This window comes from Metabacillus sediminilitoris (assembly GCF_009720625.1).
GTDB classification, from domain to species: domain Bacteria; phylum Bacillota; class Bacilli; order Bacillales; family Bacillaceae; genus Metabacillus; species Metabacillus sediminilitoris.
This window is the reverse complement of sequence record NZ_CP046266.1, coordinates 3494861-3507695: the sequence shown is the minus strand read 5'-3', so window position 1 is coordinate 3507695 and position 12835 is coordinate 3494861. Positions and strand designations below refer to the sequence as shown.

Sequence of the window (12835 nt, the reverse complement as noted above, 5' to 3'; positions counted from 1 at the left end):
CTTGTTTCATAAGGAACAATGAAACAATTGAAAAAGAAATAGACTATTCGTACGAATAGTCTATTTTCATACCGTTTCTTTTATAGAATATAGAGAAGAAGAATAAGTGAGTGAAATTTTATAACGATTAGCTAATATTAAGATTGGAGAGTGTATGTATGAATTTATATACGAGAACTGGTGACAGCGGGAAAACAAGCATTATTGGCGGAAGAGTTGATAAGGATCACTTGCGAGTAGAAGCATATGGAACAATTGATGAAGCGAATTCCTATGTTGGTTTAGCAATGACAATGTTAACAGACCAGATGTTTAAGGATATCTATCAGGAATTAGAGAAGATTCAACATGAGTTGTTTGATTGTGGGGGAGATTTAGCAGTTGTTAAAGAAAAATATCCATATAAAACGACAGCAGAAATGGTTTTGTTTTTAGAGGGAAGAATTGATCATTATGTAAAAGAAGCTCCAGAATTAGAGCGATTTATCTTACCTGGAGGCAGTCCAGCTTCAGCTGTTGTTCATCTTGCTAGAACTGTTACACGAAGAGCAGAACGGTGTACTGTTTCCCTTCACAAGGAAATGGATATAAATGATATTGTCTTAAAATACTTAAACCGCTTGTCTGATTACTTTTTTGCAATAGCTAGAGTGATTAATTATCGATTAGGTGTAAATGATGTTGAATATGAAAGAAGTGCGCTAGTATTTAAAACGAAGTCTCCAGAGAATAATCAACTTTAAGAAAGTTTAAAAACGACTTATGTTTATTATACATGAGTCGTTTTTTTCTTTCATCATTCTAAATTATTTTCTCCCGAATCATTTGAAATATGCTAAAGTATTACATAGTTGTTGGTAAATATTACATAGTTGTTTCAAAGAGGATTTTTATGATAATGATGAAACTTTTCCTATATCTTTACGACTAAATAACAGAATGGAGGGGCATTCATGGAGGATACCTTTCAACGAATATATGAAAAATATCATCATGACCTTTTTCAATTTTTATTCTATATGGTTAAAAATCGTGAACAAGCTGAAGACCTCGTCCAAGAGGTTTATATACGCGTTTTAAAATCCTATGAAAAGTTTGAAGGGCGAAGCAGTGAAAAGACATGGCTTTTTTCGATTGCCAGGCATGTGGCGATTGATTGGTTTCGTAAGCAAAAAACAATCCGAAGACGGATCTTAGAAAAGTTTGATTGGGATAAACAGCAACTAGAAGATGATCTGCCACTACCTGATGAGGTCGCATTACAAAATGAACAAGTTCAATGGATGTATCGTGCACTTGATGCATGTTCAATCGATCAGCGGATGGTCATTGTTTTACGTTATATTCAAGAACTATCGATAGCTGAAACGGCAGATGCACTAAAGTGGTCGACAAGTAAGGTTAAAACCACACAGCATCGAGCAATCAAACAGCTGCAAAAAGAAATGAATAACATATCTGATAAGGAGGGGTTATCTCATGAAAAAACAAGAGTGGAATGAAGAACAGCTTGAACAGCTTTTTCAGCAGTTACCCCCTATTAAAGATAAAAGAACTGCTGAAGACCTTTATAAAAGGATTCAACAAACACAGCAGGGAAAGAATAGGCCATGGATAAAACCGGCGATTGCTTCAGTTGCTGCACTTTTACTGTTTGCGATGATCTCCCCTCATTTCTATCAAAAATTCACTTCATCTGAAGAAAGTACCATGGATATGGCGTCATCCTCAGAAAAAATAGAGCATGAATCTAGTAATGAAACGAAAATGGAGGAATCAAAATTCGCCCAAGAAAGCTCGATCGAACAACAAGCTTTCGATGATAGCGTAAATGAACAAGAAACCTTTGTTACTAGCTCAAACAAAGCAGAAGAGACAGTTACTGTTGGTTTTACTGATTCTCAAGCACAAAACATTCTACCGATTAGTCTTAAGGCGGATAAAAGGCAAGAAAAACTAGCGCAATTAGAAAAAGTTAATCCGAATGATTATTCTGAACAACTCGGACCAATAACATATGAGTTAATGAATACTGATTTTATTCATGCAGAAAATCCTGAAGAAATTGCTATTTCTTATAAAGGTGAACCTAATTTTCAATCAACTGCAAATGAGGAATTATATCAAAATGCTATTATTGAAACGTTAAGATGGTATGATTATAAATCGGCAAAACTTTTTTCAGATGAAAAGGAAGGGATTTATTTCAGTCAAACAGGTTTAAAAAAAGAATTGGTTGTAAGAAAAGAAAGTAAAAAAGCTTATTTCCTATATCAGTATGACGAACAAACACGTAAACTTCTTGTCCCATCGCCTACTCATTATGATTCAATTGATTTAGCCATTAAAGCAATGAAACAGGGGATGGAAGAGCGAAAATTAAAACCTACCATAAGGAATAATATTTCGATTATTAAGACAAAAAATAGTGGAAAACAACTAGTCGTTGAGTTTGATAAAACAGCAAATTTTCAAAACAATGAACAAACAATTATTATGCTTGAATCGATTCTTTTAACTGCTAAAGAGTTTGGTTATCAAACAGTTCGCTTCAATGGTATGAATCTGGACAAAGTTGGAATAATGGATGTTACAAAGCCAATTGAAGTCCCTTTTTCACCAAATCCAATTGATGACGAAAATTAATCATGCAGACTATTAGAAATGATAAGTGATTTTATCCTAAAGAGACTCATATTCTGAGTTTCTTTTTTATTTCAAGTTTTAATTATCAGCCAAAAGCGAATGTTTTATGAATAAAACGGCAAAATTTGTAACATACTACTTTTGTTCTTTTTTTAGACGAGCCTACATACATTATTTTTTGTGATTAGGATTGACCGAATTTTATAAAAAGAATCGTCGATCTTCAAAAAATGATCATGTGACTTGTCACTTCAAGCCTTTGCATAACAAAGTGCTATTTTCGTATAAACAAGTGAAAAAGCCTAATCAGAATGTAGGGGGAAAATGATGTTAGTTTATGTTAGACACTTGCTAGGAATCACTTTGATTGTACTATTATTCGGTATGCTCTTTTTGGAGGGCAGCCAGGTAAAAGCAGAATCATATGTTGATGAGCTAGAAGATAAATGGATTCAGCCTGTTGATGGTAGAATTACGGATACGTTCGGAACAAGAAATGGTAAGCATAAAGGGATAGATATTGCAGCTCCAGAAGGTGAAAAAATTGTTTCCGTTTCAGATGGCAAAGTAACAAGGTCGTATTACTCAACGACATATGGTCATGTTGTTTTCGTTGAACATCCAGAAGGCTATGAAACTGTTTATGCTCATCTAAGTAAGCGGAAGGTAGACGAAGGGGAAGTAGTAAAGAAAGGACAAGAACTTGGGGTTATTGGCAACACAGGAGTCTCATCGGGAACACATTTACACTTTGAATTGCATGAAGGCGAATGGACATATGGAAAAGAACATGCGTTAGATCCATTATTCGTATTTGATTTACCGAACTCTACTGTACATAGTGAACAAGAACATCATCATTTAAAGGGGAATGTGATTAGCAAAGAAGTTCAAGCAAATACTTCTGAAAATCCTCAAGATGATAATCAAAATGATGCAGTAACACAAGAAAAAGTAATTACAGTGAAAAAGGGTGATACTCTTTGGAGATTGTCACAACACCATAAAGTAACTGTGAAATCGATTCAAAAATGGAACAAATTGGAGTCTGATGTTATTTTTCCTGGTCAAGAATTAAAAATGTATAATGTGAAAGAAAAGAACAATGTTGTCCAGGATAAAGATACAAATTTATCAATTGCGAATACTTTTCGTTTTGATTCTGCAGCTAACATAAAGCTGAATTAGTTATAAAGAGTTATACAACTGGTTATTAGCATTAAAAAAGTGGCTGACAAAAAGCCAGCCACTTAATAATCATACATTATAAATCAATAGTTTTGACAGAGACAATCTCTTCGTAGCTTGCTAGTTGCTTTGTTAAAGATGGATCTAAAACACGGTCGAATGCTAACATCATAATAGCTTCTCCGCCTTTAACCTTTCGACCAACCTGCATTGTCGCAATATTTATTTCATGATCTCCTAACACTTTTCCAACTCGCCCAATTACACCAGGTTTATCTTGGTGTTGAATATACATTAAATGCCCTGTTGGATAAAAATCAATATTAAAATCATTAATTCCAACTATGCGTTCTCCGTAGTTAGGAACATGAGTACCTTTTAATACAAAGGTTTGATCGTCACCAAATACTTTCACTTCTAAGCAATTTTCATAACCAGATTTGTTCTCAGTAATTTTTTCGCTAAAGGTAATTCCTCTTTCTTTTGCAATCATCCCTGCATTAACTTCATTAACAGTAATGTCAACTCTTGCACCTAAAAAGCCTGATAATAATGCTTTTGTTATGAATGATGTTTCAAGTTCAGCTACAGTACCTTCATACTGAATGGCAATTTCTTGTACAGGCACTCGCATACATTGTGAAACAATATTACCCATCTTTTTAGCAAGCTGATAAAATGGTTGAATTTTGTCAAATAGCTCCTTTGTTAAAGTCGGCAGGTTAATCGATGATGTAACCGGTTTGCCGTCAAGGTAATTTAATACTTCTTGAGTTACTTGTGCAGCAACATTGAGCTGTGCTTCTTTCGTAGAAGCACCTAAATGCGGGGTGACGATTACATTTTCAAATTCAAGCAGTTTATTATTAACAGGTGGCTCTACTTCAAATACATCCAAAGCTGCACCTGCAACATGTTTATTTTTAAGATGATAAATCAATCCTTCTTCATCAATAATTCCACCACGGGCACAATTTAATAAATATACCCCTTTTTTTGCTTTTGCGATTGATTCTTTGTTTAAAATTCCTTTAGTTTCTTTAATAAGCGGAGTATGGACAGTTATAATATCGGCACCAGCTAAAAGTTCATCAAATGCACAGATTTTTACGCCGATTTTTTCTGCGCGGTCTTTAGTAAGGAAAGGATCATAAACAAGAACATCCATGCCGAATACACGTGCACGTTTTGCTAATTCACCGCCAATTCTGCCAAAACCAATTATACCTAAGGATTTACCGTACAATTCTGTTCCTACAAAGGCATTACGATTCCATTCATTTGATTTTACAGAGACACTTGCTTGTGGAATGTGTCGTAATAAAGAGGCCATCATTGCAAAAGTATGCTCTGCTGTTGAAATTGTATTGCCATTAGGTGCATTTATCACAACAACACCATATTTTGTCGCAGCATCAATATCAATGTTATCAACACCCACACCAGCACGGCCTACAATTTTTAGGTTTGTCATTTTTTTCAACAATTCTTCGGTAACTTTTGTAGCACTTCTAACGAGGATTGCATCAAACAAGTGTAGTTCCTCTTCAACTTCTTCAACCTTCTTTTGCACGACGTTTATCTGTGGTGCATTCAATATTGGCTGCAAACCTTCACTACTCATTGAATCTGAAACTAAAACATGAATCATTCATAATCCTCCTAAAGGGCAGAATAAATATCAGATAATTTAACATATTAAGACAATTTTGTCAATGAAACTTTAAAGCATTGGATTCGAGACTTTATTGTATACAAAATTGTTATTGCATTATATAATTTAGTGTGTATCAAAAATTAAATAATATGATCAATCTTCGGGGCAGGGCGAAATTCCCGACCGGCGGTGATGAAATTTTTTTTCTAAGTCCGCGAGCCTATTGTTTTGGGCAGGATCTGGTGGAATTCCAGAACCGACAGTATAGTCTGGATGAGAGAAGATGGAGGTTCACGCGTTTAAAAAGAAACAGTTTTAAACGTTTATTTAAACTTGCATAAAAATGCCCCTGGAATGTATCGTTTTATGAAATTCAACGATATATATCAGGGGCTTGTTTCGTGTGAGTTTGATTAAGAACTTTCTCTTTTTCGAGTGCGATCAGAAAAGGAGAGATAAAAGATGCAACAAAGTAAAGTAAAAAAACATGTAACAGTTGGGATGTTAAGTAGTATTGGATATTTACTTATGATGCTTGATTTTCCATTCCCAGGGTTCCCAACCTTTTTACAAATTGATTTCAGTGATATCCCTGCTTTAATCGCTGCCATTGTATTTGGACCATCTGCAGGGTTAATGGTCGAAGCTTTTAAAAATATTCTTCATTACCTCATACAAGGAAATGCGACAGGGGTACCTGTAGGCGAAATGTCTAATTTTATTGCTGGATCTTTATTTATTCTGCCTTCAGCTTATATGTTTAGACGATTTAAGAACCTAAAAGGATTACTAATTGGACTAAGTATAGGTACTTTATTGATGACTGTAATCATGAGCATTTTAAATTATTATCTTATCATGCCAGCATACACTTTATTTTTAAACATGCCTGCAATGTCTTCAGAAGCAACGAGACAGTTTGTTATTGCGGCAATTCTGCCATTTAACCTTATTAAAGGATTGTTCGTGACATTACTGTTAGTGGCAATTATGTCGAAAATGAAAAATTGGTTATCAGGCCAAATGAATATAAATTATAAACAAGTATAAAGAAAACCTCTGCAATTATGCAGAGGTTTTTATTATTAAACGTTATCCAAAACTGCGAAATATCGCAGAGAAGAACTCTATTCGAATTTTAACGCATCACCATCGAATTTATCGTCTGCGATCTTAATGGAATCAGTTGGACATCCTTCAAACGCATCCATCATATCTTCTTCAAGAACCTCAGGTACTTCGACAATTCCTTGATTATCATCTAAGGTAACATATGCAATCCCTTCATCATCGTAGTCATAGATGTCTGGGGCTGCTGCTCCACATGCACCACAAGCAATACATGTGTCTTTATCTACAATTGTGTACTTTGCCATTAAAAACAAACCTCCTGATAAAATTAATACCATATAAATCATCATATGGTAGAACATATTATTTGAGTGAATTCTATTTACAGATTTCAATCTCGAAATTTGTGCCTATCTAGTATTGTAAATTGCTTTTCAGGACTTTTCAATATAAAAGTCTAATGAGAATCCTTATCATATAAGGGTTTTGTGTTTTATTTGGAAATGTAAACGACAAAATCTGATTAAATATATAACGTATGTCCATAAATTTGTTAAAATAGTAGGTAGAATCGAAACTTGTCAAACACTGTAAGGTGATATAATGAAGAATAGTTATTTTCATGTGATTTTGTTACATTGTATAAACCAACTTAACGGAGAAAGATCTGTCTCCGCTATTTATCATTTACTTAATGGGAAAAAATCTTCACAAACAATACAAGATGGTAAACTTTTCAACTTAACACAAATGTTTTCCCTATTTCCTAAGCTTTCTCGACATCAGATTAATGATGCCTGTAAACATATTTTGCAAGAAGAACTTATTGTACAATTACCCAATCAACATTATCATTTAACGGAAAAAGGGAAATTATTTTTAGACAAAAAACGAAGCGAACGACCAATTCCGGTAGCATTAAATGGATGGAAATATGGGGATGTTTCAAGAATCTTTTGGAGAAGAATATCTTTACTTGTGCAAGTACTTTCTAATTATGCATATGATAACCAACATTATTTGCCTTTGACTAAAAATCAAGAAGATTTATTGTGGGTCAAGCTATTTTTAAAACAAGTCCCATTTTCAAAATCAGAGCTTATACATTTATTGTATAAGGAATTAAAACAGGTCCTTTTATTACAATCGAATAGGGATGCAACCATTTTTATTCAACGACTTACTTCACGAAATAAAATTGGACAGACTTTTGAACAAATAGCACTAAAGCAAAATGAAGATCCAATATATACTTATTTACTGTTTTGGAATGTCATTCATTTTATTATGGAAAGACAGTATTTGAAGGAAAATGAGGATTTTGTGTTACATGAAATAATAATAGACAAGCTAACCAAAAACCCGCTGACATCTTCAACATCCATGACACGCTCTTACTTATTGCAAGGAAAGAGTATATCGGAAATTGCACACATGCGGAGATTAAAAGAAAACACGATAGAAGATCATATTGTAGAAATCACACTTCATGATCGTTCGTATCAACCAGATCATTTTTTATCAAGTGATGATTATGAACGAATTAATCACGCGATTTCTACTCTTAAAACACACCAATTAAAAAGGGTGAAGGAATATTTAGAACACAAATACAGCTATTTTCAAATCAGACTTGCATTTGCGTTAAACGGGAGGAAAGGATGAAGGATGAACGAACAGATTGAAAAAATGTTAAAAATTTACTTTCATCTAGAACAATTTAAAACAGGTCAAAGAGAAATTATCGAAGCTGTGTTAGAAGGAAATGATGTCGTGGCCATGCTGCCAACGGGTGGCGGGAAGTCACTTTGTTTCCAACTTCCGGCATACATTTTAAATGGACCAATATTAATTGTTTCCCCACTTTTATCTTTAATGGAAGATCAAGTAGAGCAAATGAAGCTTAGAGGCGAAAAGAATGTCATTGCGTTAAATAGTACACTGCAGTTTATGGAGAGAAGAAAGTATTTACAAAACTTAAGTAACTATCGGTTTATTTTTGTATCTCCCGAAATATTGCAGAATGATTTTGTTATAAATGCATTGAAAAAAGTGGATATTTCATTATTTGTCGTGGATGAAGCTCATTGTATTTCACAATGGGGACATGATTTTCGACCTGATTATTCAAGATTAGGTGATATAAGAAGACAGCTTAATTCTCCTCCTTGCCTTGCTTTAACGGCTACTGCCACTAAAGAAGTTCTTAAGGATATTCAAAGAATTCTTCAATTCCGAATAGAGAATAAACAATTCATCTACTCTATTGACAGGCCAAATATTGCGATAACAGTTGAAAAGCTGACAAATGTTGATGAAAAAATAGCTAGGATTGTTAATCTCGTTCAATCATTAAAAGGAGCAGGAATTATTTATTGTTCGAGTAGATTATGGACAGAGAGACTTTCTCAAGTATTAATCGATTCAGGCATGAATGAAGTCGGTTTTTACCATGGAGGAATGGATCAGGAACAACGAATTCTCATTCAACAGCAATTTTTATACGATCAACTTCAAGTCGTATGCTGTACAAATGCTTTTGGAATGGGGATTAATAAACAAAATATCCGTTATGTCATTCATTTTCATTTTCCATCTCAATTAGAATCTTATATGCAGGAAATAGGCAGAGCAGGACGTGATGGACAAAATAGCTTAGCGGTCACTTTGTTAACAGACTCAGACTATGAAGTTCCTAAGACATTAATGGAAACTGAATTCCCTTCTTATGAAAAACTTTACCGAACCATTTACTTTTTACATGAAACACAAGATGAATCGTTTTCATATGAAAAAATAAATGAACAATGCGGTATTAGTGAAACACAGTGGCGCTATATTGAATATCATTTGACAGCTTTAAAAGATCGAAAGTTAACTCCGGAAAATCTTATTTCAATCATTTGGTCAGCAATAGAAAATAGACTTTCAGTTAAACAAGAGAAGCTGAGAAAGATGAGGAAGTGGCTTACAACGGATGGCTGCAGACGACAAACATTATTAGCTTATTTTGATGAAGAGAATGCTCCAACCGTTTTAAAAAATTGTTGTGATCAATGTGGTGTCGATCTTACAGTTTTTGAAGGGGAAAAAGTCGATACTGATGACATTTTAAAGATGGATTGGGAAGAAGAACTTAAAATGATATTTTGTAAGGCGAGTGATTAAGTTTTGCTTAAAAAGCAAGAAGAATTAATAAAACAACTATCAGATAAACAAATCGTTCAAAATTTATATTTCACTCAAGTGCTGCTATTCATTATCTCGCTTGTCTTAGGAATATTTTTATTTCAACCTTTTAATGAATTTCTTGAGCTATGGTTAGTTCGCGATTATTCATTTGTTTATTACGGAATCGGTACAGCTTTACTAGTTATTTTTGTTGATTTTATTATCATGAAAATTGTTCCAAACCATATGATAGATGATGGTGGAATTAATAAAAAACTCTTCAAGAAACGATCTATTCCACATATCTTTTTTTTGACAGCATTAATTTCATTCTCAGAAGAGATCCTTTTTCGAGGTGTTTTACAAACCTATTTTGGAATTTGGATTGCAAGTATAATCTTTGCGATTTTACATTTTCGTTATCTGTCGAAGTGGCTGCTCTTTATAATGGTCGTTTCAATTAGTTTTTTATTAGGCTTAGTGTATGAAATAACAAATACATTGTATACCACCATTCTTGCTCATTTTATAATTGATTTTGTTTTTGCATGTCAAATTAGAATGCAGTATTTAAGAGAGGTGAAAGAAGAAAATGAATGATCCAGAATATCGCGGTGATCAAGCGGAAAATTTACGTACAAAAATGATCGATGAATATAAAGAAGTCCACGGTGATTATCCGCCGCGCGGTGAAGTTCATAAAGACAAAAAGAAAAAAACAAAACTAAAAATGAAATACCCAATTATTAGTTTGCTTGCTTTCATTTTTATTTTACTACCAATATTAATCATAACAATTTACTACAGTAACGACAGCGATAACACAGTGACCATTAATCAGCCATCTGGAAATGAAATGGTGTATATCTCTAATAATCAAAATGAAGAAGAAACAATTGATGAAGATATGATTGAAGAAGAAACAGAAAGTATAAATCAAGATGAAATTGAAACAAATCAAACAGAATCAGATGCAGATAATAAAGAAGCGACTGATCAAAATAATCAACCGAATGAAACAAATGTGCAATCATCTAACTCTGTGAACAAAAATGCTGTCCCAACTGATGAATCGGAATATCGGGAAGTGAAAACCCATACTGTTGCTGCAGGAGAAACCTTATTTAAAATCGCTATCAAATATTATAATAGCAAACAAGGGGAAGAGATCATTCGAGAATTTAACGGCATTGAGGCAAATGATATATATGAAGGACAAGTGTTAAAAATTCCTTTGAAATAGCTACTTAAAAATAATCACAATTTTCATATATGCTTGGACTACATCATACAATGTACTATCTAAAAAGTGATATTGTATGAGAGGAAGTGATTTTTATCGAACCAAGTATTCAATTGCTAAAAGATCATACAGACGAACCAACAAAGAAAATGCTACATCATCTTGTTGAACGTAAACGAAAATACGAAACATATAAAAGTAAATGTTTTAAGGCGCAATTCCTAACGTTTGTGTTAGCAATGGGATTTATCGTTTATTTATATGCATTTATTGTTAAACCTACAGGTGGACAATTAGAAATGATTTTTCATTATATTTTCAACGGTAAATATCACATTTTAATGGTATTGCTTATCGTAGGCGGGTATGGATCAGCACAGTATTTTAAAAAGAAAGAGGAAAAAGCAGAGACAGAATTTCATAATTTAAGATGTGAAGTCATTAGAAAAAGTATTGAGCTATGGCCACAGCCTACTCATTGGAAAAAACGACATGAAGTATTTTCACTAATGAAAAATGAATTTGATATTAACTTATTTCACGAAAGTAAATGACGAACATTTCAAATTATCCCTTCATTTCTTGATAGAAAAGGAGGGTTTTTTTATCCTTTTATTAAAGTGATATAATCCATATAATGAAGCGAGGTGTAAATATTATTCTCTTCATAAAGATAATGTTGGCGATTGTTTGTTGCTTTATTATTATGATTGCTTACATGAGTTTTAAGGCCAAAGAAAATCATCTAACAAAACACATCATAAAATTTGATAAATTCCCAAAAAGTTTTCATACAATCAATATCTTTTTTATTTCAGATATCCATCGGAGAATCGTTTCTGATAAATTATTAGAAACGATACCGCCTTCCATTGATTTTGTTGTAATTGGTGGGGACTTAACAGAATCAGGGGTACCTTTTAAAAGAGTTGAGCAAAATATCAAACGTTTAAAGAAGATTGCACCTGTTTTTTTTGTATTTGGAAATAACGATTATGAAGTAGGCAAGGAAAGGCTTGAATCATTGCTTTTAAAACAAGGAATTACAATATTAAATAATTCAGCTGCATTTATCACATCTCAACATAATGAGAAACTGGCCATCCTTGGAGTAGAGGATATGACATTGGAAAGAGATAAGCTAGATCTTGCGGTAAGAAAAGCTGCGCAGGCAGATTTTAAATTACTAATTAGTCACAATCCTGATATCTATCACAAGGTTGATGAGAATGCAGGTATTTCGTTAATTTTAAGTGGGCATACACATGGGGGGCAAATTCGTTTATTTGGTTTTGGTTTATATGAAAAAGGAAAAATTCATTTTCTTAAAAAAGCAACCCTTTTAATAAGTAATGGCTATGGAACATCAGGTATTCCATTAAGGCTAGGAGCTCCTGCAGAGGCTCATTATATCCAATTAAAAGCTAATCAATAATAATGAATCATGCAAAAAGCATGGTTTATTTATTTTTGACTGAATTCTTTTACAAAGGATCTTTTATAAGAGATTCTTTTTTTAAAACGAAAACTATTTTAGGTTGATTGGAGCAGATTGCTAGACTCCTGCTTAGAGCAGCGGGACAGGAGAGACTCATGCAGGCGTTTACGCCGAGGAGGCTCACCGCCCGCCCCGCTAAAAAGCGAGCATCTCTCGCTGCAATCAACCACACCGCATTACTTGGTAAAAAGCAACAAAGTATGCGAAAACAGCCTTTACAAAAAACTCAATTAAAACCCGCTCTTCAATTACGTGATGAAAATGTTTTATTCCATACAGTAACTCGAAGTTTTCCTTTTTTAAAATACAAATTTTACACAAATAAAAGGATTCGTTATAATTTTTGATAGTGTAGTTTTTT

General features: G+C 33.4%; 14 protein-coding genes and 1 riboswitch. Of the genes, 12 read left to right on the top strand and 2 right to left on the bottom strand.

Features of this window, described 5'->3' with window-relative positions; genetic code table 11:
- Positions 1 to 158 precede the first annotated feature (158 nt).
- The 4 genes from GMB29_RS16780 to GMB29_RS16765 all read left to right on the top strand — a co-directional run bounded on the left by GMB29_RS16780 (position 159) and on the right by GMB29_RS16765 (position 3834).
- Entirely contained in the window at positions 159 to 743 is a 585-nt protein-coding gene (locus GMB29_RS16780) for a cob(I)yrinic acid a,c-diamide adenosyltransferase (protein WP_136351126.1), read from the top strand.
- A gap of 210 nt (positions 744 to 953) precedes the next feature.
- Positions 954 to 1502 (top strand): RNA polymerase sigma factor SigX, encoded by a 549-nt coding sequence (sigX, locus tag GMB29_RS16775; protein ID WP_136351125.1) that lies wholly within the window; start codon positions 954 to 956, stop codon positions 1500 to 1502.
- Positions 1480 to 2646 carry a GerMN domain-containing protein gene (locus GMB29_RS16770; protein ID WP_136351124.1) on the top strand — a complete coding sequence of 389 codons (1167 nt, stop codon included), beginning with the start codon at positions 1480 to 1482 and terminating at the stop codon, positions 2644 to 2646. The genes sigX and GMB29_RS16770 overlap by 23 nt, the downstream gene beginning before the upstream one ends.
- 327 nt (positions 2647 to 2973) lie before the next feature.
- Positions 2974 to 3834: a M23 family metallopeptidase gene (locus GMB29_RS16765; protein WP_168733740.1), complete on the top strand. Its 861-nt coding sequence runs from the start codon at positions 2974 to 2976 to the stop codon at positions 3832 to 3834.
- Positions 3835 to 3910: 76 nt separating this feature from the next.
- Here GMB29_RS16765 and serA read toward each other — a convergent pair whose 3' ends face one another.
- Positions 3911 to 5485 (bottom strand): phosphoglycerate dehydrogenase, encoded by a 1575-nt coding sequence (serA, locus tag GMB29_RS16760; RefSeq protein ID WP_136351122.1) that lies wholly within the window; start codon positions 5483 to 5485, stop codon positions 3911 to 3913.
- 158 nt (positions 5486 to 5643) lie between these two features.
- Positions 5644 to 5780: riboswitch (FMN riboswitch) on the top strand.
- Between the two features lie 173 nt (positions 5781 to 5953).
- On the opposite strand from serA, the gene GMB29_RS16755 reads away from it, so the two are divergent.
- Complete coding sequence (locus GMB29_RS16755) at positions 5954 to 6541, top strand: ECF transporter S component (RefSeq protein ID WP_136351121.1); 588 nt, start codon at positions 5954 to 5956, stop codon at positions 6539 to 6541.
- A gap of 77 nt (positions 6542 to 6618) precedes the next feature.
- Here GMB29_RS16755 and GMB29_RS16750 read toward each other — a convergent pair whose 3' ends face one another.
- Complete coding sequence (locus GMB29_RS16750) at positions 6619 to 6867, bottom strand: ferredoxin (protein WP_136351120.1); 249 nt, start codon at positions 6865 to 6867, stop codon at positions 6619 to 6621.
- Between the two features lie 298 nt (positions 6868 to 7165).
- Between GMB29_RS16750 and GMB29_RS16745 the strand changes: the two genes are divergently transcribed.
- The 7 genes from GMB29_RS16745 (at position 7166) to GMB29_RS16715 (ending at position 12821) form a co-directional block, all read left to right on the top strand.
- The gene (locus GMB29_RS16745) at positions 7166 to 8227 is read left to right on the top strand and encodes a YpbB family protein (RefSeq protein ID WP_136351119.1); all 1062 of its coding nucleotides are present in this window, start codon (positions 7166 to 7168) and stop codon (positions 8225 to 8227) included.
- A gap of 3 nt (positions 8228 to 8230) precedes the next feature.
- Positions 8231 to 9730, top strand: coding sequence for a RecQ family ATP-dependent DNA helicase (locus GMB29_RS16740; RefSeq protein ID WP_136351118.1), 1500 nt, complete (start codon positions 8231 to 8233; stop codon positions 9728 to 9730).
- Positions 9731 to 9733: 3 nt separating this feature from the next.
- Positions 9734 to 10333, top strand: a complete 600-nt coding sequence (locus GMB29_RS16735) for a CPBP family intramembrane glutamic endopeptidase (protein ID WP_136351117.1) — start codon at positions 9734 to 9736, stop codon at positions 10331 to 10333.
- Positions 10326 to 10976 carry a LysM peptidoglycan-binding domain-containing protein gene (locus GMB29_RS16730; protein WP_136351116.1) on the top strand — a complete coding sequence of 217 codons (651 nt, stop codon included), beginning with the start codon at positions 10326 to 10328 and terminating at the stop codon, positions 10974 to 10976. The genes GMB29_RS16735 and GMB29_RS16730 overlap by 8 nt, the downstream gene beginning before the upstream one ends.
- 86 nt (positions 10977 to 11062) lie before the next feature.
- Positions 11063 to 11530 carry a DUF2663 family protein gene (locus GMB29_RS16725; RefSeq protein WP_136351115.1) on the top strand — a complete coding sequence of 156 codons (468 nt, stop codon included), beginning with the start codon at positions 11063 to 11065 and terminating at the stop codon, positions 11528 to 11530.
- A gap of 164 nt (positions 11531 to 11694) precedes the next feature.
- A complete protein-coding gene (locus tag GMB29_RS16720) occupies positions 11695 to 12411 on the top strand; it encodes a metallophosphoesterase (protein ID WP_227551378.1) in 717 nt (238 codons plus the stop codon).
- Between the two features lie 158 nt (positions 12412 to 12569).
- Positions 12570 to 12821, top strand: coding sequence for a hypothetical protein (locus GMB29_RS16715; RefSeq protein WP_136351113.1), 252 nt, complete (start codon positions 12570 to 12572; stop codon positions 12819 to 12821).
- The last annotated feature ends 14 nt before the right edge of the window (positions 12822 to 12835 follow it).